At 44.2% G+C, this 22,747-nt stretch carries 18 protein-coding genes; 6 read left to right on the top strand and 12 right to left on the bottom strand.

Annotation, left to right across the window (positions count from 1 at the left end; genetic code table 11):
* The first annotated feature begins 82 nt into the window (after positions 1–82).
* Genes CLV51_RS06360 through CLV51_RS06350 form a run of 3 tightly spaced genes read left to right on the top strand, consistent with a single transcriptional unit; the run spans position 83 to position 2,355 of the window.
* Positions 83–697: a 3-keto-disaccharide hydrolase gene (locus CLV51_RS06360; protein WP_106527140.1), complete on the top strand. Its 615-nt coding sequence runs from the start codon at positions 83–85 to the stop codon at positions 695–697.
* 25 nt (positions 698–722) lie between these two features.
* The gene (locus tag CLV51_RS06355; RefSeq protein ID WP_106527139.1) at positions 723–1,511 is read left to right on the top strand and encodes an SDR family oxidoreductase; all 789 of its coding nucleotides are present in this window, start codon (positions 723–725) and stop codon (positions 1,509–1,511) included.
* 22 nt (positions 1,512–1,533) lie between these two features.
* On the top strand, positions 1,534–2,355 hold the full coding sequence (locus tag CLV51_RS06350) for a purine-nucleoside phosphorylase (RefSeq protein ID WP_106527138.1): 822 nt from the start codon (positions 1,534–1,536) through the stop codon (positions 2,353–2,355).
* 40 nt (positions 2,356–2,395) lie between these two features.
* On the opposite strand, the gene scpB is transcribed toward CLV51_RS06350, so the two are convergent.
* The 5 genes from scpB to CLV51_RS06325 all read right to left on the bottom strand — a co-directional run bounded on the left by scpB (position 2,396) and on the right by CLV51_RS06325 (position 10,260).
* Complete coding sequence (scpB, locus tag CLV51_RS06345) at positions 2,396–3,505, bottom strand: SMC-Scp complex subunit ScpB (RefSeq protein ID WP_106527137.1); 1,110 nt, start codon at positions 3,503–3,505, stop codon at positions 2,396–2,398.
* Between the two features lie 116 nt (positions 3,506–3,621).
* A complete protein-coding gene (gene atpG, locus CLV51_RS06340; RefSeq protein ID WP_106527136.1) occupies positions 3,622–4,506 on the bottom strand; it encodes an ATP synthase F1 subunit gamma in 885 nt (294 codons plus the stop codon).
* 168 nt (positions 4,507–4,674) lie between these two features.
* Positions 4,675–5,256, bottom strand: a complete 582-nt coding sequence (locus CLV51_RS06335; protein WP_106527135.1) for a DJ-1/PfpI family protein — start codon at positions 5,254–5,256, stop codon at positions 4,675–4,677.
* Between the two features lie 348 nt (positions 5,257–5,604).
* On the bottom strand, positions 5,605–7,218 hold the full coding sequence (locus CLV51_RS06330; protein ID WP_106527134.1) for a RagB/SusD family nutrient uptake outer membrane protein: 1,614 nt from the start codon (positions 7,216–7,218) through the stop codon (positions 5,605–5,607).
* Positions 7,219–7,260: 42 nt separating this feature from the next.
* The gene (locus CLV51_RS06325; protein ID WP_106527133.1) at positions 7,261–10,260 is read right to left on the bottom strand and encodes a SusC/RagA family TonB-linked outer membrane protein; all 3,000 of its coding nucleotides are present in this window, start codon (positions 10,258–10,260) and stop codon (positions 7,261–7,263) included.
* A 276-nt stretch (positions 10,261–10,536) separates the two neighbouring features.
* On the opposite strand from CLV51_RS06325, the gene CLV51_RS06320 reads away from it, so the two are divergent.
* The 3 genes from CLV51_RS06320 (at position 10,537) to CLV51_RS06310 (ending at position 14,550) form a co-directional block, all read left to right on the top strand.
* The gene (locus CLV51_RS06320) at positions 10,537–11,904 is read left to right on the top strand and encodes a 3-keto-disaccharide hydrolase (protein WP_106527132.1); all 1,368 of its coding nucleotides are present in this window, start codon (positions 10,537–10,539) and stop codon (positions 11,902–11,904) included.
* A 184-nt stretch (positions 11,905–12,088) separates the two neighbouring features.
* Positions 12,089–13,867 carry a DUF885 domain-containing protein gene (locus CLV51_RS06315; protein WP_106527131.1) on the top strand — a complete coding sequence of 593 codons (1,779 nt, stop codon included), beginning with the start codon at positions 12,089–12,091 and terminating at the stop codon, positions 13,865–13,867.
* 326 nt (positions 13,868–14,193) lie between these two features.
* On the top strand, positions 14,194–14,550 hold the full coding sequence (locus CLV51_RS06310; protein WP_106527130.1) for an MmcQ/YjbR family DNA-binding protein: 357 nt from the start codon (positions 14,194–14,196) through the stop codon (positions 14,548–14,550).
* Position 14,551: 1 nt separating this feature from the next.
* On the opposite strand, the gene CLV51_RS06305 is transcribed toward CLV51_RS06310, so the two are convergent.
* From CLV51_RS06305 to eboC, 7 genes are all read right to left on the bottom strand, one after another.
* Positions 14,552–15,337: a sulfite exporter TauE/SafE family protein gene (locus tag CLV51_RS06305; RefSeq protein WP_106527129.1), complete on the bottom strand. Its 786-nt coding sequence runs from the start codon at positions 15,335–15,337 to the stop codon at positions 14,552–14,554.
* A gap of 328 nt (positions 15,338–15,665) precedes the next feature.
* Positions 15,666–17,003, bottom strand: coding sequence for a Gfo/Idh/MocA family protein (locus CLV51_RS06300; RefSeq protein ID WP_106527128.1), 1,338 nt, complete (start codon positions 17,001–17,003; stop codon positions 15,666–15,668).
* Between the two features lie 146 nt (positions 17,004–17,149).
* Complete coding sequence (locus tag CLV51_RS06295; protein WP_106527127.1) at positions 17,150–17,755, bottom strand: DUF6992 family protein; 606 nt, start codon at positions 17,753–17,755, stop codon at positions 17,150–17,152.
* 6 nt (positions 17,756–17,761) lie between these two features.
* Positions 17,762–19,129 carry an alkaline phosphatase family protein gene (locus CLV51_RS06290; protein ID WP_106527126.1) on the bottom strand — a complete coding sequence of 456 codons (1,368 nt, stop codon included), beginning with the start codon at positions 19,127–19,129 and terminating at the stop codon, positions 17,762–17,764.
* A 138-nt stretch (positions 19,130–19,267) separates the two neighbouring features.
* On the bottom strand, positions 19,268–20,494 hold the full coding sequence (gene eboE / locus CLV51_RS06285; RefSeq protein ID WP_245898635.1) for a metabolite traffic protein EboE: 1,227 nt from the start codon (positions 20,492–20,494) through the stop codon (positions 19,268–19,270).
* Complete coding sequence (locus tag CLV51_RS06280) at positions 20,491–21,645, bottom strand: 3-dehydroquinate synthase (protein WP_106527125.1); 1,155 nt, start codon at positions 21,643–21,645, stop codon at positions 20,491–20,493. Before CLV51_RS06280 ends, eboE begins: the two co-directional genes overlap by 4 nt.
* 164 nt (positions 21,646–21,809) lie before the next feature.
* Positions 21,810–22,730 carry a UbiA-like protein EboC gene (gene eboC, locus CLV51_RS06275; protein ID WP_106527124.1) on the bottom strand — a complete coding sequence of 307 codons (921 nt, stop codon included), beginning with the start codon at positions 22,728–22,730 and terminating at the stop codon, positions 21,810–21,812.
* Positions 22,731–22,747 lie beyond the last annotated feature (17 nt).

Here is a 22,747-nt window from a genome sequence, read left to right as displayed (position 1 = left end):
GTTTTACCAGGGGACTTTTTTTATAGGTCAATTGTTGTTTTCACGCAACAAATTTGTAACTCAATAAATTTCTCTCCGTGTTATGAAAAAAACCATGTTTAAATTTCTGTTAGGTACCACCCTCATACTGGGTACCGGTAGCGCATTTGCTCAAAAGGCACAATCATTATTCAATGGAAAGAACCTCGATGGATGGAAAATCTACGGTACCGAAAAATGGTACGTGGAGAAAGGTGAATTAATATGTGAAAGCGGCCCCGATAAAGAATACGGCTACCTGGGCACCGACAATCAATACAAGGATTTTGAACTCACCGTACAATTCAAACAGGAAGCCAATGGCAACAGTGGCGTGTTTTTTCACTCTTCGCTGGAGGGCACCAAAATCACCGGCTGGCAGGCAGAAGTAGCACCTCCTGGTTTACATACCGGCGGTATCTACGAGTCTTATGGCCGCGGATGGCTGATACAACCAGCTAAAGAAAAAGAGCAATACCTGAAAATGGGTGAATGGAATACGATGAAAGTGCGTGTAGTAGGCGATAGCGTAACTACCTGGCTTAATGGTCATGAAATGATTACCCTGAAAGACGATAAAATAGGTGCAGCAAATGGCCAGATAGCACTGCAAATTCACGCTGGCGGCGGCATTAAAGTCAGGTGGAAAAACATCAAACTGGTACCGGTTAAATCATAATGCCTTTTAATGATTATTTTTAAGGATGTCTTTTACAGATAAAGTTATTCTCATTACAGGCGCCAGCTCTGGTATAGGCCATGAGCTGGCACTTTTACTGGCAAAAGAAAAAGCCAGACTTATACTTGCTGCCCGCAACCAGGCCGCCCTGGAAAGTGTGCGCAACGAGTGCCTGCAGTATACCCCTCATTGCGAGATCCTGGTAATGGATGTAACCGATGAAACCCAGGTAAATGAAGGCGCTCAGCATGCATTACTTTTTTTTGGGAAGATAGATGTGCTGGTCAATAATGCCGGTGTAACACAACGTTCCAAACTCATTGATACGCCCGTTGCTGCTGTAAGGCAGCTCATGGAGGTCAACTTTTTTGGTCCGGTAATGCTAACCAAAGCCCTGCTGCCGCATTTCAGAGAGCAGCAGTCCGGCCAGATCATTGTGATCAGCAGCATGGCCGGCCTGATGGGTTATCCCTGGCGTTCCGGTTATAATGCTGCCAAACATGCCCTGCAAGGGTATTTTGAAACCCTGCAAACAGAGCAGCCCATTCCGCATTTATACACCACGCTGGTGTGTCCGGGCCGTATTCATACACCAATTACCTATTCCGCCATCACCGCCAGCGGCGAGCCATATGGAAAAATGGATCCTGGTCAGGCCAAAGGCATACCAGTAACCGTTTGTGCAAAACGTATCCTAAAGGCCATGCATAAACGAAAAAAATTAGTGCTGGTAGCCAGGGAAGAAAGATTACTCTTATGGTTTAAAAGATATTTTCCACCCTTGTTTTATGTGATTGCGCGCAAAGGGAATTAATTTGCAGCAAATTCAACAATGTATGGATCTGTTACTTCAACAAATAGCTACAGCTACTACCTATCTGCAATCCTTTCCCTTTGAGCAGCCACGTGTAGGCGTAGTACTGGGAACCGGCCTGGGAGAACTGGTAAACCACCTTAAAATAGCGCATACCATTCCGTATCAGCAAATACCACATTTTCCTGAATCCACTGTAGAATTCCATAAAGGCAATCTCATATTGGGACATATTGGTAATACACCGGTTATAGCCATGCAGGGCCGTTTTCATTATTATGAAGGTTATACCATGCAGCAAATAACTTTTCCGATACGTGTCATGAAAGCCCTGGGCATTGAACAACTCCTGCTCAGTAATGCTGCCGGTGGTATGAATCCTTCCTATAAAAAGGGTGACCTCATTTTGCTGGAAGATCATATCAATATGCAGCCGGAGAATCCACTGCGTGGCCTTAATTCAGCCGCTTACGGCCCCCGTTTCCCGGATATGAGCTGTCCGTACAATCCGGCGCTGGGTGAGAAATTACAGGCCGTAGCTACTGCGCTGGGGGCGCCGTTAAAATCCGGTGTATACGTATCCGTTATGGGACCTAACCTGGAAACCAGGGCAGAATATCGTTTCCTTCGTATGATGGGTGCAGACCTGGTAGGAATGAGCACCGTACCGGAGGTAATTGTGGCTAATCAGCTGCAACTCCCTTGTGCAGCGGTTTCTGTAGTAACAGATGAATGTGATCCTGATAACCTGCACCCGGTATCTATTGAAGAAATTATTGCAGTTGCCGGTAAAGCGGATAAATTATTAAGCAGTGTATTCGCAGGCGTGATAGCAGGGTTGTAAACTAAATAATAAAAGGGCCGGCAAATTGCCGGCCCTTTTATTATTTAGTTTTAGAAGTATCTTCGTCGTTGCTGTTTTCTTCATCGTCTTCATCGTCTTCATCGTCTTCATCGTCTTCATCGTCTTCATCGTCTTCATCGTCTTCATCATCACCTTCTTCCGTTTTACCCATCAGTGCATCTTCTACCATACCGTCCGGGTCTTCATCACCAGCCGGATAGGCTTCTTTCACCGGCTCTTCCTCTTCTTCCTTAGTGGTAGCTTCTTCTTCACTGGCATCAGGTAGCGTTGTGGCTTCCGTTTCACTTTCTCCCGCTTCCGTATCTTCGTTTGCTGCTTCTATAATATCTTCAAAGCGAACTATTTCGTCATCCGGTTCCACATCTTCATCTTCTGAGGCAGGCTGCTCTTCTTCTTCTTCTTCGGGCAAGCCATAGGCGGATGATTCAACCGTATCAAGCTTATGATCGGGGTCCAGCAATTCGCCTTCTTCAGACACCATCATGGTAAGCGCATTTTCAGTATCAGTAGCAGGAGCACTATGCTCACCACGACCGATGGTAGCTGTTTCGTCGTTGATGAGGGTAGGTTGCACCAGATCTTCATCAAAGAGTTCTTTGAGTTTGGGCAGATCTGCTGCTGAATTGATGCCGAAGTAATCCATGAAAGCACGGGAAACCGCGTATAGCAGAGGCTTTCCGGGCTGATCTTCACTACGGCCGGTAATCACAATCAGTTCTTTTTCCAGGAGTTTCTGAATGGAATAGTCTGTACTCACGCCACGGATATATTCAATTTCACCCTTGGAAATAGGCTGCCGGTAAGCGATGATAGCCAGCGTTTCCAAAGCTGCGGTAGATAAACGTTTGAGGAATTTATCACCATTGAGTTGGGCTACTGTCTGATAATATTCTTTTTTGGTCAGGAACTGATAACCACCTCCACTGCTGCGTACTTCAAAAGAATAAAACTCTGAGCTATATTTCTCTTTGATGGCTTCCATGGCTGCCTCTACCTGGTCCAGGTTAGTGCGGTCTTCCAGAAAGGCCAGTGCATTATTCAGTAGATCCACTATTTCCAACAGGGGTAATGGCCTGTCGGCTGCAAAAATCAATGCTTCCACGTGCGGGATGATCTGTGATATTTCCATACGTTAACTGGAGTGTGGCTTACAAAAAAGGTCAAAGACCGAAAATACAGTCTTTGACCCTAATCTGAAAATATAATTCAGTTGTTGACTTAGTGCGAAAAAGTTACTTACAATGCTTAATTAGCCAATGCTGCTGCACCGCTCACAATTTCTGTCAGTTCTGTAGTAATCGCAGCCTGACGGGCACGGTTGTAAGAAATTTTCAGGGAACGCAGCATTTCGCTGGCGTTTTCTGTAGCCTTATCCATCGCAGTCATACGGGCACCATGCTCGGAAGCATGAGAATCCAGGATGGCTTTGAAGAACTGTGTGTTCAGGATCTTAGGCATCAGTTCTGTAATCAGGGTATCTTTTTCCGGCTCAAAAATGAAGTCCGCTTTCATACCACTCTTATCCTTGCTTTCTACCTTCGCGATAGGCAGGAACTGCTCAGATACGAAGATCTGGGTAGCTGCGTTTTTAAATTCGCTGTAGATAATTTCAACTGCATCGTAAGTACCATCAACAAATCCGTTCATGGCTAGTCCTGCTGCTTCTTTCACGTGTTCAAAAGTAAGGTTGGCGAAGATCTGCCAGAATTTATCGTTTACTTTATAACCATTCTGTAAGAAGTGTTCGTAGCCTTTTTTACCTACCGGCAGTATTTCTACATTACCTTTCTCAAACTGTTCAGCATACTTTTCGCGGATAACGCGTTTAGCCGTTTTGATCAGATTGGAGTTGAAGGCGCCACATAAGCCCCTGTCTGAAGTAATTACCACGATCAGTACTTTTTCAACCTGACGTTGTGCAGCCAGCGGAGTGTCGATATTGTCTTCACTGTTGGAGACAATATTCTGTAACATTTCCTGGAGTTTCACCGCATAAGGGCGCATCAGCATGATAGCATCCTGTGCACGTCTTAATTTAGCAGCACTCACCATTTTCATGGCTTTAGTGATCTGCTGACCAGATTGAATAGATTTGATTCGGTTACGAACTTCTTTAAGCTGTCCGGACATATGTAAAAATCAATTACGAATTACGAATATCAATGCTAAAATACAGGAATCCCCCCCTGAATTTGGCTGCAAAGGTAAGCAATGACAGTTTAATTTGAAAATCCGTAGAGAGATAATTTAAAGTTTCTTTATATCTATATAAATCAATTATTTACAGATATATAAAAATTATAGCGTAATAGTTGTTCCCAATACCTGTAAAAAAGCCGCTATCCATTGTGGATGGGCAGGCCATGCTGGTGCAGTCACCAGTTTACCATCTACCACTGCTTCATATACGTTTACGGAAACATAAGTTCCACCCGCAGCCGTTACTTCCGGCGCCACCGCAGGATAAGCTGTCAGTTTTTTACCGCGTACCACGTCTGCTGCTGTAAGGATTTGAATACCATGACAAACAGCGGCTACCGGCTTATTTTCTGTGAAAAAATGTTTTACCAGCTCCAGCACATTCTTATTTAAACGCAGGTATTCCGGCGCACGGCCACCAGCAATCACCAGCGCATCATAGTCAGCGCCAGACACATCATTGAAAGTGGCATTGAGTACAAAACTATGACCAGGCTTTTCACTGTAGGTCTGATCTCCCTCAAAATCATGGATCGCTGTTTTTATTTTATCGCCGGCCGCTTTATCCGGGCATACCGCATGTACATCATGGCCAATCATCTGCAGCATCTGGAAAGGAACCATGGTTTCATAGTCTTCCGCGTAATCTCCTGTAAGTAGTAAGATCTTCTTTTGTGCCATAGCATTAAATATTTTTAGCGTTAAGAATTAACAAAGGCCTATGAAGATAAGAAATTGATCTTAGCGAAGTATGTCAGAACTGTGATTTTTTATGATTAGTATGATTATCCTGATGAGCGAAGATCTCAGCGGGTATTGTCTGAACCAGGATTTTCAGGATTGAATGGATTATCATGATGGGTGCCGAAGATCTTAGCGGAGATATTCGCTTATATCTTTCAAACGAAATAACATAACGCCCATCAGGGTAATCCATTCAATCCTGAAAATCCTGGTTCAGACAATACCCGCTGAGATCTTCGCTCATCAGGATAATCATACTAATCATAAAAATCATAGTTCTGACACTCAATATCCCGGATTCTGCAGAAATATATTGGAAGAACGATCTATCTGATCCTGCGGAATAGGCCGAAGCATATGCTTCGGAAGAATATTCGCAGCTGCTTCCGGGTTATGCAGCCGTACTCTTTCCAACAATTTGCCGGTACGTTTCAGATCAAACCAGGCAAATTGTTCTCCGATCAGCTCACGGCCTCTTTCGTCCAGGATAAAATCAATTGTCATATCACTGGCAGTCACCTTCATAGCGTCCTGGTTAGCTTGCGTTTCTGCCGGGGTAGCACCCGGACGGGCAGCTCTGATACGTACCACATTTACCAGGTTAGCAGCACCTGGTTTGTCGCCGCTCATCATCAGCGCTTCTGCTGCTATCAGGTAAGTTTCTGCGAGTCGAAAAGCAATAAAAGGTCGTACGCCGGAAGCCTGATTATCCGGGCGCAGGGCATCCTGGAATTTATTCAGGGAAGGATATAATTTCTCTGTGTAATTACGGGGCGGCACCAGTAAATATTTTTTACTTTTTATCTGCGCATCCGTAACGTCAACACCCGGAAGATAAATAGCAGTATCCCCCATATTCAACGTAGCGGTAGGCGCATTGGTAAACCAGGTGGTAGTAAAAAACTTCTCATAACGTACATCATGTGTACGGTCTTTATACAAGGTATCAATCAGGAACTTTGTAGGTCTGAAACGTTTCCAGGGCGTGCCATTGGGCAGATCGCGCTTCATGCCGGCCAATACATCATATTGCATCAGGAAAAAACGGCAGGCATTATTATCCGCAGAACTATACAGCGGATCAGTTGTATACTGCACTGCCCAGATGGTTTCCGCATTATTTTCCTTACCCTGTGCCCAAATCTGGCCCGGGTCCGGTAGCAATGCAAAACCATAGTTTTTTATTACCATGTTAGCATACTTTGCAGCGTTGGCATAGTCTGTAGGCTGTGCCTGTGGCGAGGAAGCGCGGGTAAGATAAACACGGGCAAGCAGATGCTCTGCAGCTGGTTTGGTGACACGGCCCCAATCAGACTGCGTTACAGGAAGATTTTGTTCTGCTGCCAGCAGGTCATTGATAACGGCATCATAAATTAAGCTAACAGAATCCCGGTTAGCTGTTGTTACGATTTGTGTGTTTTCGTGTAGCCGTAAGGGTATGGCGCCAAATAATTCCATCAGCACAAAATGATAATGCGCCCGGCAAAACATAGCTTCTGCTACACCTGTTTTTTTAGTAGCATCATCAAGGTCAGGAATTTTATCTGCCCTGTCAACCACCACATTGCAGGTATTGATGGTTTGATAGAAACTGTTCCATACTTCTCTGACGTGATCATAGCGGCCATCCAGCTGGGCAGTATATTGATTGGCAAATTTATAATTACCATCAGAACCATTGGTATAAGTATCAGTACCTGGTGCTGTCAGCGTCATACCACGTTCTGTGCTGTAAAAATTGCGCATAGACACGTAAGACCCTGTTACAGCAGTTTGAAAGCCGCTTTTAGTATTGTAGAAAGCATCAGTCACATTAGTTACTACGTCTTCTTTCAACATCTTGTTACAAGAAGTTGTAGCCAGACCGAGTAGCGTTATTCCGAGAACTATATTTTTCATAACGTTTACTTTTAAAGATTTTAAATCAGATCACATTGATTACTAAAACTTCGCATTAACGCCAATCTGCAGCATCCAGGTAGCTGGTGCATCCACGCCGATCACGTTCACATCTTCCGGATCAACGCCTTTCCATTTCTGGCGGTAGGGTGCTATGATCATCGGTTGTTTTACACCTACATTAAAACGAAGTTCCTGCATCTGCATCCGTTTTACCATTGCATCCGGCAGGGAATAAGACAGTGTGATATTTCTGATCTTGAAGAAGGAGCCATCAAAATAGCTGAGCGACTGATAGTTGCTGGGTCTTTCCTGGTTGGCATTGGGTCTTGGGAAATCATTGGAAGGATTATTAGGCGTGAAATAATCAATATTGAGATTATTATAACGACCAAAAAGTGTATTATAGTTTTGATAGAAATCACTTTTTATCATGCTACCTATGCGGGCAAAAGCTACTATTGACAGTTCAAATCCTTTATAGGAAAAACGTTGCGTGGTTCCACCGGACCATTTAGGTTCAGGAGAGCCTAAAATTTGCCTGTCGCTTGCATCAATCTTTTTATCGCTATTCACATCTTCCAGCCTGATCTCTCCCGGTTTCACATTATACAGTGCTGCTTCCTGTGCATCTTTGGTTTGCCAGATACCAATCTTTTTATAATCGTAGTACACATAAGTAGGGTGGCCTACAAACCAGGCGTTACCAACATCTGCTGTTCTGCCGCCACCAATGGCCAGGATCTTTGAGCGGTTGCGGAAATAGTTTACATCCATTTTCCAGCTAAAGCCTTTGGGATTATCTATTACGGTACCGGATAAACCAATTTCAATACCTCTGTTTTGAGATGTTCCCACATTTTCCAGCACACTGTTAAAACCATTGCTGAAAGGCAGCAGATGTGGCATCAACAGATCTGTTGTCCGCTGGTTGTACCATTCCACTACACCCGTAATACGACCATTAAAAAATCCAAAATCAACTCCTATATCTGCAGAGGTAGTAGTTTCCCAGGTAAGGTTTGGATTACGCAGTTCGGTAGGTACGAAACCAAGCGCTCCTTTTCCGGCAAATGAATAAGGAATCCTTCCAAGTTGTCCTTGTGTTGCATAAGGGTTAATACCGGTGTTGCCTATACGTCCGTAGCTCGCCCGCAGTTTTAAGTTATCCAGTATGTTTTGTCCTTTCAGGAATTTTTCGTTGATGATGTTCCATGCTGCCGCTACAGAAGGGAAATATCCCCACTGCTTGCCTGGTGCAAAACGGGATGATCCATCTGCACGGAGTGTGAGTGTTAAGAGATAGCGGTTATCATAACCATAGTTTAAACGGCCCATATAAGATAAGATAGTCCAGCTGCTCAGGCTACTGTTGGCGCCCGTTACACTCAGTGCCTGTCCCAGGTTATAATACTGCTGTGTTTCAACAGGGATACCTCTTACATTGGTAGAAGTAATATCCGCATTCTGGCGTTGTACACTATATAAACCGGTAAAACCGAAATTATTTTTTTTGATAGCCTTGTTATAAGTCAACACATTTTCTATGGTATAAGCCATTGTAGTTGCATACCCCTTGGTGGCAGTTGCATCTCCACCACCTATCAGCAGGTTGGTATTATTTTTACCCTGAAAAAGGCCATAGTTATAAGTCTGAATATCAGGACCCACATTCAGTCTGTATTTTAAACCATCTATTATTTCTACTTCACCGTATAAGCTGGTGAAGATGCGGAAGCGGCTCATTTTTTCGACCCTGTTATTATTGGTATAATCGAGCAGCGGATTGGGTTGCTGACTATCTCCCGTAGGATAGGTAATGAGCTTGCCGGCAGAATCATATGGCGATGCAATAGGCAACATTTTCAACGCATTGTCAATACCGTTATAGGTTTCACCCTGACGTAAACTGTAAGAACCTAACAGTGACGCACCTACTCTAACACGACTGCCTATTTGTTGATCTATACCCACATTGAGGTTATAGCGTTCATAACTCTGTAATTTCAGTACACCCTGGTCTTTAAAGTATCCTATACCAACGGTGTACTTGGTTTTTTCGTTACCACCAGATACGCTCACTGCATGATTAGTTTGATAACCCGGAGAGATCATTAATTTTTGCCAGTCTACATTGGTGCCTTTCTTAATATTCGCCAGCTCTACGGCGTTAAATATTTTTGCATCAGATGCATCAGGATTGGCGTCATCGTACTTACCTATAGTACGGTAGGCTTCCCGGCGCATGTCAATAAACCTGGAGGCATTCATCATATCTGTTTCGCTCAGTTGCTTTACATAACCGTATGAACCACTGTAGGACACCACCGGTTTGCTGTTCTTACCCCGTTGTGTAGTAATCAGTACCACACCATTAGCACCACGGGAACCATAAATGGCGGTAGCAGAGGCATCTTTCAAAATATCCATCGATTGTATTACTCCTGTACCGATATCGCTGAGGCTTCCGGCGTAAGGAATACCATCTACCACATATAATGGGTCGTTGCCGGCAGAGAGGGAGCGACTACCGCGGATACGCACCTGTGGCTCATCTCCAGGCTTACTGCTGTTATTGATTACTTCCACGCCAGGTGCACGGCCTTGCAGGGCCTGTTGAGGGTTGGTTACTGGTACATCCTGAATCGCCTTTGTGCTTACGGTTGAGATGGAACCTGTTATATCTTTTTTCTTCTGTGAACCGTAACCCACGACTACTATTTCATCCAGTTTTTTACGATCTTCTTCCAGCACAATAGAAATGACATTACGCCCGTTTATTGGTTCTTCATGTGTGGTAAAGCCAATAAAAGTGAATACCAGCATGGCATTGGCAGGATCTTTCACTTGTAAGCGGTAATGTCCTTTCTGATCTGTTTGCGTTCCGGTGTTTTTTCCTTTCAGGGAAACAGTCACGCCCATGAGGGGTGTCTTGTCCGTTGCCAGTACATTTCCCTCTACGGAAATACTCTGGGCTTGCGATAGCTGATGAAATAGCAGGCATAGTGCTATACAGCAAAGACGTGGAAAGATCTTTTTCATAACGTTGTTTAATCAGATTTCGGAATTAATTACTTAATTGGAAATAGCTTTTTAGATATTGGAATTTGGTTGTATCAGTTAATTCACAGCCAAAATAAGATAATTTTGAATTATTGCAATCGTTTGCAGAAAATAAATTAATCTTCTAAAAGCGTATATAATACATTTAATAAACGGTGGATTTATATAAAAAAGAAAAATACTTACAAATCTTATGCAATCGGTTGTAAAAATCATTTTCATTGTTTACTTTGGTCACCTTATTCCGTTTTAGTTATGAAAAAAACGATCCTTTTATGTGGCAGCTTACTATGTTTGTATAGCGGCCTGTTTGCTCAGAAAGCCCAGTGGCAGCAACTTTTTAATGGTAAAGATCTGAAAGGCTGGAAGCAGCTGGGAGGAGCCGCTCACTATGATGCGCAGAACGGCGAAATTGTAGGCACGACCGTTATGAATACGCCGAACTCTTTCCTGGCTACAGAAAAAGAGTATGGCGACTTTATCCTGGAGCTGGAATTTAAACTGGGTAAAGAATTCAACTCAGGGATACAATTCCGCAGCCAGAGCAGACCTGATTATCAAAATGGTCGTGTATTTGGTTACCAGATGGAAATTGACCCGTCTGACAGAAAGTGGAGTGGTGGTATATATGAAGAAGGCCGGAGAGGCTGGCAATACCCAATGGAACTGAATCCTGCCGGACAAAGCGCCTTTAAAAAGGATGGCTGGAACAAATACCGCATTGAATGCCGTGGTAATGAAATGCGTACCTGGGTAAATGGCGTACCTACTGCCCACCTGGTTGATACCTCATTGCCAAAGGGTTTCATTGCACTGCAGGTACATGGCATCGGCAAAACTGCAGCAGATGAAAACAAAAATATCTACTGGAAAAACATCCGTATCCAGGAAAATCCGGCTGCATCCCAATATTCTCCTTACGATAATATCTACGTAGTTAATAATGTGGATAACACTATTTCCGGCCAGGAAAAGAAAAATGGCTACCAGCTCCTGTGGGATGGTAAAACGTCTAAAGGGTGGAGAGGAGTATACAAAACAACCTTCCCTGGTAAAGGCTGGAAAATGCATGATGGGGTACTAACGATTGAGTCCTCCAATGGGGGTGAAGAAGGCAGCGGTGGCGACATTGTTACTACGCAGCAATACGGCGCTTTTGAGGTGGAATTTATGTTCAAACTCACGCCAGGAGCGAATAGTGGTGTAAAATACTTTGTGAGCGAAACCTACGAAACCGGTGGAAAATCTGCTATCGGGCTGGAATACCAGGTGCTGGATGATGAAAAACACCCGGATGCCAAGCTGGGCCGCGATGGAGACCGTACGCTGGCGAGTCTTTACGATCTCATGACAAGAAAACAAGAAAAACGTGCCATCAATCCTATTGGAGAATGGAACAAAGGTCGTATTATTGTGTATCCAAATAACCACGTCGAGCACTGGTTAAACGGATTTAAAGTGCTGGAATATGAGCGGGGCTCCCAAGCCTTCAAAGACCTGGTGGCGATCAGCAAGTATAAAAACTGGAAGAATTTTGGTTTGTGGCCCGAAGGGCACATCCTTTTACAGGATCATGGTAATGAGGTTTCTTTCAAAAGTATTCGCATAAAAATCTTGAAATAATATTATTTATCTTTTTTTTCATTGTTCACTGTTCTAAATAAGCATTCCGATTCTTCGGAATGCTTTTTTAATTTAGAGAGATGTAATTTCAATTGCGAATTACGAATTGCGAATTACGTATCGAAGCGATCTTCGCTTATATACGTAATTCGCAATTCGTAATTCGTCATTCTAAACTATTCATATGCATAAACTACAACAAAAAGGCTACCTGTTCCTATTGGGAACCCTGCTGCTTGGCGCTTGTCAGCAAAAAAGCAGTCATAGCAGTCCGCAGGCCATGCAGGATTCCCTGCATCACCTTGCCGACCGCTATTATAATGAGAGCATGGCCCTCAACCCTATCCAGGCCACCTTCAATGGCGAAAATCAATACAATGATCAGTTGCCCATTGATATCAGTGCTGGTTACCGCGCAAAAGCAGATTCCTTCTACGCCAGCTACCAGCAAGCCATTAAAGGCATTGATACATCGGCGCTGTCGAGCAATGACCGTATTACTTACGACATGCTGCAGCGGGAATTTGATATGAGCCGGGAAGCACTCACCTTTCATGATCAATTAATGCCGGTGCAGCAGTTTGGCTGTTTGCCCATTACAATGGCCCAATTAGGCTCTGGTGCCAGCGCCCAGCCATTTAAGACATTGAAGGATTATGAAAACTTCATGCATCGTATGGAACGCTTTGCCATATGGGCAGATACCGCTATTGCCAACATGCGGGTAGGAATGGCTACCGGCTATGTATTACCCCAAACACTGGTGGTAAAGGTGATTCCGCAAATGAGGGATCTGGCTAAGAAAGATACAGGTAACGTTTTTTATGCACCACTGAAAACAATCCCCGACTCACTCGATGCTGCCACAAAAGCTAAGCTGACAAAGGATTACACAGCTGCTATTGAAAATTATATCCTTCCATCCTTTGCTAAACTGCAACAGTTCCTACAAAATGAATACCTGCCCAAAGCACGTACCAGCAGCGGTATTGGCAGTATTCCGGATGGCAAGGCATATTATACCTATCTCATAAGATTCTGGACAACCACCTCCAAATCGCCGGAAGAAATTTTTGCGCTGGGAGAAAAAGAAGTTGCCAGGATACGCGGAGAAATGGAAACCGTTAAAAACAGCACCGGCTTCAAAGGTGATCTGCCGGCCTTCTTTGCGTCTATTCGTACAGATAAAAAGCTGCGGATTTTTAAAACCCCTGCTGCTATCCTGGATTCGTTCAAAGCGATCGAAAACAAGATCATGCCAGGTGTTAAAAAAATGTATGGTCATCTCCCTAAAACAAAATTCGAGATCAGACAAACGGAAGCCTATCGTGCTGCCTCTGCTTCTGCAGAATATCAGCAAGGTAGCGCCGATGGTACCCGTCCGGGCGTATTCTACGTTCCTATCCTGGATGCCACCACCTTTAGTTATACCGGTATGGAATGCTTGTTCCTGCACGAAGCCATTCCGGGTCATCATTTCCAGATATCACTGCAACAGGAAAATGACTCCCTGCCTAAGTTCCGCCGCTTCTCCTGGATTGGCGCCTATGGCGAAGGTTATGCACTGTACTGCGAAAGTTTAGGTAAAGAACTGGGCCTGTATACCGACCCATATATGTACTTTGGTCGCCTGACAGATGAAATGCACCGCGCCATTCGTTTAGTCGTAGACGTAAGTTTACATACCAAAGGCTGGACCCGCGAACAAGCCATCAAATATATGATGGACAACGAGCCGTTATCCGAACAGGAAGCAACCGCTGAAATTGAGCGCTACATGGCCATTCCGGCACAGGCTCTTTCTTATAAAATAGGTGAGCTGAAGATCCGTGAACTGCGGAATAAATACAGCAAGGAGCAAGGCAGCAAGTTTAGTTTGTCTTCTTTCCATGATGAGTTGCTGAAGGATGGTTGTGTACCACTTTCTGTTTTAGAACAAAAAATGGCCCGCTGGGCTAAATAAGCAGCGCTGCTGCTATAAATCTGTCTTTCTCCGGATTAGGCTGATTATACTGATTATGCTGATTAAATTTCCATTAATAAAAAATCAGGATAATCAGTATAATCAGCCTAATCGGGAGAAAGACAATTTTTGCTGCTTCTTTTTAACATTCGCTTTTGCGTTTTATTTCCTACTTTTATACAGCAGTTTCATTCACTATTTACAGCAAACATTGCGTTAACCACATATGTAGCATATATTAATATGTTAGCATATGCTTGTAAGCTATTGAGGTAAATCGTTCTAAAAAAACGGTAAGTATATATTATTCTTTAAAACCTGCTGCTATGTTTGATCACACCCTTGATTTATGCCGGTCACTTCCGGCTGTCAGCACTGAAAAAAAGTGGGACAATGAAATGCGCTTTTTTGTAGGCGAGAAATTATTCTGCATGATATCTATGGAGCCTCCTCACAGGATATCATTTAAGTGCAGTCCGGCACAGTTTCATCAATTGATATCAAGGCCCGGAATTGTACCTGCACCTCATCTGGCGCGGTATCATTGGGTACAGGTAAAACAGGAAGACATGCTCCCTGAGCCGGAACTGGAAACATTCCTGCATAATGCTTATGAAATTATAGTTAGCAGCCTGCCCCCATTTGAGCAGGAAGCTATCCATAAGATGAAAGCGCATGCCTGATCTATTTCCAGATAGTAAAGAAGATATCGTATACCCCAAATACGATAAGGGTAAGTGCAAATAATTTTTCGAGGGTAGGTGTTTTCATTTTCACCGCCGTTTTAGCACCGAGGTAAGAAGCCGGGAATGCCGTGAGTGATAGCAGCAGCGCGATGTTCCAGTCTATATGCCCCAACCACCAATGTGTTAATGCACCCGGCACCGATAAAATAGCCGATAACACCACTGCACAAGCCAGCGCCTGTTTGATAGGCATCTTTAAACGTTTGATAAAAAAGGAACTGAATAAGATCCCCCCTGCATTAGCCAGCAATCCGGATAAGAAACCAATGAACAAGGCCGCCATCATGAGTTTGTTGGCAGGCACCTGCTGACTGTCTACCAATACCTCTCCAACCGCTTCTTTGCGACGCATGAAAGAATATAGCAGCGATAAGCCAATAGATACAATAAACAGCGCAGTCATGATCATAAGCGATTTACCCGGCAAATAACTACTGAGCCAGGAACCCACCACTGTAGCGGGTACGCCAAAAGCCGCCCCCAGGAGGATGACGCGTTTGTTAAATAATTTTTCCTTGCTGTATACTGCCGTAGCAGACAACGTACTGGTAATAGACGCCGGTAATGGCGATGCCAGTGCAAAAAAAGGATTAACGCCGGCAAATATCTGCAATGCAGGTGTGCTGATAGCGCTGCCACCTTTGCCAAGTAATCCTGATAAATAGCCTACGACTAAACCTATCAGCAATACTGACAGATAGTTAGATTGTTGTAAAAAATCCATTCAATTATCCCTCCGGGAATGCACAAACTTCGTGGTTGGTGTGGTTGGTTATAAAAAATTACAGGTTATTCAAATTTAGGGGAACCTCATTCCGCAGACAAATAATGGCGATAACTAAAAGTTATGGGAGATAACAAGTTATTATATTTATTGCTAGTCTATAAAGCTACTGAAATAAGGCATAGAGCGGCTACCAGAAAGAGATTATAATAATTATGTGATAGCATATATTTTAAAAGAAGGGAATTCACGCAAAAAAAGAAAATTGGCTGACATAAAAATGCCCCCGCTTGCGCGGGAGCTGCTTATAATAAACGGGTGATAGTGTTTACACTTTGGGCTCCCAGCCTTTTTCATATTCCCTTTCCCACATTTTCATAGCTTCTTTATCATTCAGGATATGTCCGTTACTGGGGTCTGTATGCAAAATGCGGCCGGTACGTTGCGAGATGTTACCTAACAGGCATAACAACGTGCTACGATAACCGATATTGATTTCAGAATTGAGGGTAGCGTTGCCACGGATGCTTTCCAGGAAGTTATTGATATGGATAGCGTCGTAAAATTCGCCGGCAGGACTAACGGTGTTGGTTACACTCTGATTAGGGTTGGCGGCTTGTTTCACGTCTTTGATTACTTTGCCTTTCAGGTCGAGGATTTTGTAGCTGTCACCACCAGAGTTATAGAGACTACCATTTTCGCCGAAGAGGGCAAATCCGCGGCCACTGCCTTCCAGGTTAAAAGGGCTGCAGCTGCGGCCTTCCCAGGCAATGGCTTTGCCACCTTCAAATTCAAAATTGAGGGTTTGTGTATCCGGGGTTTCCCAATCGTCTTTAGGATAAGCATAGCGGCCGCCTGCGGAAGTAACTTTGGTAGGAAATTCCACATCCATAAACCAACGTAAACAATCCAGTTCATGTGTAGCGTTGTTACAGGTTTCAGAAGTACCCCAGTTCCAGCGCCAATGCCAGTTGTAGTGTACAATGTTATCCAGGTAATCGCGGCGTGGTGCAGGGCCCTGCCATAAGTTCCAGTCCAGTGTATCCGGTACTGGAATCTTTTTACCGATGCCTATAGGTTGACGGTCATTTACATACCACCCTCTTCCATAGTACACTTTACCGATTATATGCTCTTCTTTTACTTCCTTTACTGCCTGTTGCAGGTTAGGCCAGGAACGGCGCTGGTTACCCATTTGAACATGCCGGTCGTATTTTTTGGCAGCAGCCAGTAATAGTTCTCCTTCATGTGGATTGTGTGCACAAGGTTTTTCCACATATACATGTTTACCCGCCGCAGTAGCCATAATGGCTGCCGGTGCATGCCAGTGATCCGGTGTGGCTACAAACAGTGCATCAAAATCTTTACGTTCCAGTAATTTGCGGATGTCTTTGATAACAGTAGGTTTGCGCTCCTGGGCGCTGCCAATGGCTTTCAGCCCTTTGGCAATCGCACCGTCTTCCACATCACAAACGTAGCCTATTTCAGCTCCCGGCAGTTTAGCCGCGCATTGCGCCAGCCAGTTACCACGGGAGTTTACACCCATTACTCCCAGCACCAATTTATTACTAGGTGCATTTTTTCCGAAAACCGGGAAATTGAGAATGGTTAATCCTGCCCCCAAACCAGCCATAGAACCGGTTTTTAGAAAATCTCTTCTTTTCATAACGGACTTCTTGATTTACTATTTTTAATGATGATAATCGAAAAAACAATCGGTTGCATGAAAGTAGAGAAATAATTCAGCGTTTTTTATATTTTTTGATGAAGGGCGGAAAACAGCTTTTAGTTTTTAGCAGTTAGCTATTAGAACTAAAAGCTGATGGAGGCAGCTATATTACCGGGAGAAAATGCGATCTGCATGCCATCGAATTTTTTGTAGAGTGCTTTGCCATGGCGGTGATGAACAGAGATGTTTACCACATCATATAATAACAGGAAACCGCCTTGCAATATAATGGAAGAACCGTACCCTTTCCAGCGATCCTGTTCTTTGCCGGTTTGATTTTTCCCGTATTCTCTTGCGTATAAACCACCTAGTATGTAAGCCACGTCCAGCGCGCCGTTTACGAGGTAGATCTTGTCTATCTTATTTTGTTCTTTAATACTTCCCTGCATATTATAGGAAGATGGATTGAGTTTACGGTTACCCAAATAACCAGCGGTAGCAATACCCAGGTTCACCACATTCCAGATCGCATTCATCTGGTGAAAATACTTTGCTTCTCCACTGGTTTGTCCCATAGCAATAAGGCCCGTGGTAATATTAACTACCGACCAGCCTCCCAATACTACCATGGCTGTTTTGGTGGTGTGGATACGTTCCTGGTTAAATGTTTTCAGGTAAGCGGTATCCTGCGCTAACAGTTTCAATGCCAGCAGCAGCGCAAATATCAGGGCACAACCAAATTTATACATGAAGGATTATTTATTCACTAAATGATTCCATATCACCTCATATACGTCAGTGGCCTGTAATTGGGTTTTGTGAAAAGGTTCCGGGCTAATAACTACCGGGTGGTAAGCAGGATTTTCTTCCAGTCGCCCATGAGAACCCTTTATCAGCGTGGCATCCAGCGGAATAACATTCATCAGGTAGCGGAAGCCAAGCTTCTTTTTCAGCAGTTTGCCCGCTGCCTTCAGCTTAATCAGCGGATCAGCAGGATTCATAAACATCTCCACCGGATCATAACCCGGCTTACGGAAGATATCCACTATGCGTGCAAAATCAGGTGCTTTGTTATCATCCAGCCAGTAGTAGTAAGTAAACCAGCTGTTGGCATCTGCCACAGCAATCAGATCGCCGCTGCGCTCATGATGCAAATGATGCTGACGTTTGCCTTCTCTATCCAGTACCAGCTGCACACCAGGCACATTTTCCAGTATGCTACGTACTTTTTTGTAGCAGGCAGGATCATTGATGTAGATGTGTGCTATCTGATGATCGGCTACAGCAAAGGCTTTGGAGGCACCTGGATCCAGCAGCTCCAATCCGTTTTCTATCCGTACAGATAGCAGTCCTTCCTGTCTTAATGCACGATTCAGGTGAACCGGGTTATTAACATTCGTAATCCCGTATTCAGATAATACGATAGGATTACAATTTTTTTGCTGGTAGTAAGTGATCAGCTGTTTACATACCTCATCAATTTCGCTGATCTCCTTTGCATTGCGGATAGGATCCTGTCCAAATTTCTGCAGGCAGTAATCCAGGTGCGGCAGATAAATAAAAGTGAGGGTAGGATTGTATAATTTATCGGTAAGGATAGACGCGTCTGCTATCCATTGAGAAGATTTAATGCTGGCGGTAGGCCCCCAGTAATTGAACAGCGGGAACCGTCCCAGTTCTTTGGTCAGATAATCGCGCAGGGTGTCCGGAGAAGTGTAACAATCCGGCACTTTGCGGCCATCTGAAAGATAGTTTGGTCTTGGTGTGAGGGAGTAATCCACATTGGCATACATGTTATACCACCAGCACATTTGCGAGCAGGTAAAGGAGGGGTCCAGTTTGCGGGCCTTATCCCATATTTTGGGAGCATCTACCAGCTTGTTGGATTGTTTCCAAAACTTTACTTCTGCATCTGTACGGTCGTACCAGCCATTGCCTACAATTCCATGCTCACTGGGCCATTTGCCTGTAAGGTAAGTGCTTTGCACCGTTGTAGTGACTGCCGGCAACATAGGTGTTACTGTGGTCAGGTGCTGCTGTTGTGTGTAAGCCTTTAAAAAAGGCATATGCTCCAACAAAGAGGCCGAGAGCCCTACTACATCAATTACTACTGTCTTTCTCATAGATTCTATCGCCGTTACAATTCCGTCATAAAGCTATACTTCCGAAGGGACAATTCCAATAGTAGCTGTTAGCTTTTAGTAGTTAGCTATTAGTTTAAATGCAATTGAAACAACAGCTGTTTATTCTTTGACTAAAAGCTACATGCTAATCGCTAACAGCTGCCGCAGGCACCAGTTCAGCTCGCGGGAAACAGACAAAGACATTTCCTGCTTTAATGCAGGCGGCAATACATCCCAGGTGTAAGTTTCCACTTCGAGGTGGGCCGTAAAAGGTTGTTGCCGTTGTAATGCCAATACCTGTTTAATATCTTCCTGTGTAGATTGCAGTACGCCAAATTTGTCCAGAAATACCGGCACATGAAAATGTGAGCGCCACTCTATCACAGCAGTATTATCTGCATCTGCCAGGGCTTCCGGCAGATCAGGATAATGAATGAGATCTCCGTTATCTTTTCTGCCTATCACCTGGTGCAGGTAAGTGGGCTCGTTGAATTTACGGAAGGCATTCATTACTTCATTTCGTGTAGTCGTATCCGTTGGAATGTCTGCTTTTAATGCAGCACTGATCTGTAGCTTACCCACCTTTAAGCCGTGATGTTGCAGGCGTTCCAGCACACGCTCCGGCGCTTCATACTCCAATGCAAAATGACAAACATCATAGCAGAGTTGTACATGTGATTTAATGATATCGGCTGCTGCCTGATCATCTACGTTAAATTTATCTTTAATAAAAGGAATCCCTTTGGGTAATAAATCTTCAAAATACCAACTGATATATTCACTGGTATTTTCGAGTAAACCATCGGGTTCCGGCTCTACATCCAGGTGCATCAAAGGACCGCCACTACGGTGAATACGGGCCAATTGTTCCACTACCAGTAACATGTTTAAAGTTGCACTTTCTGTCGCTGCATTTTTTTCTTCTTCGCAGCGGTTGCACCAGTATTTATAAGAGAGCGGTGAAGTAGAAATGCCACCTTCCATTCCTGCCGGCAGCAAAGCTGCCAGTATCCTGAACAGGCGAATCGTGTAAGCAACACGATCGGCGCTGGTCCAGTCTGGCGCATGCACCTGGTCTTTTACCACTACATCATGAAAGCCACCATAAGGAAAACCATTCATGGTAAATACATAACAATTTTCCTGTTGCAGCCATTGCCGGAATGCCTGTAAACTGGCTTCTTTACTCAGTTCCAGGCTGGCTGTATTTGCCAGCCGCAATCCAATACCAAATGGTTGATCAGGGGCCACCTGTTGTTTAATGGCAGGAATATATTTTTTGAGCTGTGCGAAATGATCGCCCCAGCTTTCACCGGGATGAATATTTGTACAGTAGGTGAGATGACCAACAGGAGTGTGCATCATTGATTATTTTTGCAGATAGTTACTGCCTTGTATAATAAATCCAGGTCTATGTGATGAACTTCTTCTCCTTTACCAATGGCGCGTAACAGGGAGATAGTCAATTGTCCGCCAAGATGTTCACGGAATTCTTCCAGTCCGACGATCACCGGAGATGGTTTACCATCCTGCATTTCCAGCAAGGGGTGCCAGATGGGCAACTGCATATTTTTTAATACGGTAAGAATTCTCTGCATCGCGGATTCATCTATCCAGCCTAACAGGAACGAATACACGCTATCCAGCGCAATACCGATAGACACTGCTTCTCCATGACGCAGTTCAAAATTGGTTAATTGCTCCAGCTTATGCGCGCTCCAATGGCCAAAATCCAGCGGACGGGAAGAGCCACTTTCAAAAGGATCGCCGCCACCACCAATATGTTGCATATGCAATGCTGCACAGCGATAGATCAGTTCTTTCATTGCGGGCATATCACCTGCAGTGAGCGTTACCGCTTTTTCTTCCATCCAGGTAAAAAAAGGTGCATCTTTTATCAATGCCACCTTCACCGCTTCCACCATACCAGAGCGCCAATCGCGGGTATCCAGCGTAGTTAAAAATACCGCATCATTAAACACGGCAGCAGGTGGTGCAAAAGAACCCAGGAAATTTTTCTTTCCTTTATAATTCACACCATTTTTAACACCTACACCAGAATCGTTTTGCGACAACACGGTAGTAGGTATACGAATATGTTTTACACCCCGGTGTGAAACAGCAGCTGCAAACCCTACCAGGTCCAGCAGAGAGCCGCCGCCAATACCAATTACGTAGGAATGACGATCGATCCCATATTTATCTATTGCATCTACCAGGCTGAAAAGCAGTGGCAGATCATTCTTCACACTTTCTCCACCGCTGATAGTGATGATTTCAGGCGCCAGTTGAAAGCCGCGTACTGTTTGGAGATAACTGGTTATTTGTTGTGGCAGGTTTGTATGATGTGCTACCACACCACCATCCAATATTACCAGTAACTTCTTCTGAAATGCGGGCTCCGCTTTGGATTCCAGAAAAGAAGATAAACAGGTATTGGCAGGATCAAATAAATTACTGCTAAAGAAAACTCCGTAAGAGAAGTTGACGTTGAAGTTTTGTTGAATATATTCCATGGCTTATTCCGCAATCATCTGGCTTAAAAAAAACTATAGCCTTTAAAAGTACATAGAAAAAATGAAAATTTAATTTCACGCAAAGGAGCAAAGCCCCAAAGATTTTTAGTTTTTAATAATCTTTGGGGCTTTGCTCCTTTGCGACTTTGCGTGAACCATTCCTCTCAGGTAACTGCAAAGAGCTTTCCGAGAATGAGTGATATTGGTAATAACAGTAATACTGCCAATGCAAAAGGTAGTGTAGCAAAAGCTGCTACCCAGGCGGCATTCATTGCTATCAGTGCAATAATGCCTCCTTTTACTGCTTTCCCGATATTAGGACCGGATGGATCTTTTATCACTTTGAACAGTGGGATGTTAATCATCAGTGCAAACAACATGATGAAGGGCAGGGCTGTCCAGATGCGATGATGCAAAGCAGCCAGGATGCCCATAGTAATGTATACGGTTGCATAACAAAAGGCCGTGAGGCGGGCACTTTTTACACTGCCCCCATGTACTTCACCACGACTGATATTGGTCACTGCTGCAATGTATACCACTGGTATAATGCCCATCCACCAATAGGTTTCAAGTGCATCCGGAACAATGCTCAGACCCAGCAGCAGATTAAGTCCGCGGCAAAGGCCCATATTAACAGGGCCGAGAAAGTTGTGATGTTTTCCCCATTTATTATACACAATGGCACTAACGGCCACGCCTATAGCGAGCCAGCCCGAATAACCATTCAGGCGGCCTACAGAAAAAGCAGCCAGTATACCAACGAGCAGCAGGTAGCTGCCCAGAATAATTGCCTGTGTTTTGGATATAATACCGCTTGGAATCGGTCTTTCCGGGCGTTCTATACTGTCCAGTGCAGCATCAAATACATCATTGAATATAACGCCACCGCCGTATAACCCGATGGTGGCCAAACATAAGCATACCACCGGTAAGGTGAAATCCAATGTAGTAGTACTGAATGTTACATTTATAAAATAGCCTGAAATAGCAACTCCCGCCAATATATCTGCTATTGCAGTGATAATATTGGCCGGTCGCGTCAGGCGCAGATATCCTATCAATTTGCTAACAATATAACTCACCGCGTATTTAGGTTTTC

It is taken from the genome of Chitinophaga niastensis, assembly GCF_003014755.1.
Taxonomy (GTDB): domain Bacteria; phylum Bacteroidota; class Bacteroidia; order Chitinophagales; family Chitinophagaceae; genus Chitinophaga; species Chitinophaga niastensis.
The sequence above is the reverse complement of the archived record's forward strand: the minus strand, read 5'-3'. Positions and strand labels throughout refer to the sequence as shown.

Bases quoted from the DNA above. Each gene is read 5' to 3' on its own strand.
- CLV51_RS06335 (WP_106527135.1), bottom strand. From the start codon at position 5,256: ATGGCACAAAAGAAGATCTTACTACTTACAGGAGATTACGCGGAAGAC.
- CLV51_RS06355 (WP_106527139.1), top strand. From the start codon at position 723: ATGTCTTTTACAGATAAAGTTATTCTCATTACAGGCGCCAGCTCTGGT.
- eboE (WP_245898635.1), bottom strand. From the start codon at position 20,494: ATGATGCACACTCCTGTTGGTCATCTCACCTACTGTACAAATATTCAT.
- scpB (WP_106527137.1), bottom strand. From the start codon at position 3,505: ATGGAAATATCACAGATCATCCCGCACGTGGAAGCATTGATTTTTGCA.
- atpG (WP_106527136.1), bottom strand. From the start codon at position 4,506: ATGTCCGGACAGCTTAAAGAAGTTCGTAACCGAATCAAATCTATTCAA.
- CLV51_RS06305 (WP_106527129.1), bottom strand. From the start codon at position 15,337: ATGGATTTTTTACAACAATCTAACTATCTGTCAGTATTGCTGATAGGT.
- CLV51_RS06300 (WP_106527128.1), bottom strand. From the start codon at position 17,003: ATGAAAAGAAGAGATTTTCTAAAAACCGGTTCTATGGCTGGTTTGGGG.
- CLV51_RS06310 (WP_106527130.1), top strand. From the start codon at position 14,194: ATGTTTGATCACACCCTTGATTTATGCCGGTCACTTCCGGCTGTCAGC.
- CLV51_RS06325 (WP_106527133.1), bottom strand. From the start codon at position 10,260: ATGAAAAAGATCTTTCCACGTCTTTGCTGTATAGCACTATGCCTGCTA.
- CLV51_RS06350 (WP_106527138.1), top strand. From the start codon at position 1,534: ATGGATCTGTTACTTCAACAAATAGCTACAGCTACTACCTATCTGCAA.
- CLV51_RS06330 (WP_106527134.1), bottom strand. From the start codon at position 7,218: ATGAAAAATATAGTTCTCGGAATAACGCTACTCGGTCTGGCTACAACT.
- CLV51_RS06315 (WP_106527131.1), top strand. From the start codon at position 12,089: ATGCATAAACTACAACAAAAAGGCTACCTGTTCCTATTGGGAACCCTG.
- CLV51_RS06320 (WP_106527132.1), top strand. From the start codon at position 10,537: ATGAAAAAAACGATCCTTTTATGTGGCAGCTTACTATGTTTGTATAGC.
- CLV51_RS06360 (WP_106527140.1), top strand. From the start codon at position 83: ATGAAAAAAACCATGTTTAAATTTCTGTTAGGTACCACCCTCATACTG.
- CLV51_RS06290 (WP_106527126.1), bottom strand. From the start codon at position 19,129: ATGAGAAAGACAGTAGTAATTGATGTAGTAGGGCTCTCGGCCTCTTTG.
- CLV51_RS06295 (WP_106527127.1), bottom strand. From the start codon at position 17,755: ATGTATAAATTTGGTTGTGCCCTGATATTTGCGCTGCTGCTGGCATTG.
- CLV51_RS06280 (WP_106527125.1), bottom strand. From the start codon at position 21,645: ATGGAATATATTCAACAAAACTTCAACGTCAACTTCTCTTACGGAGTT.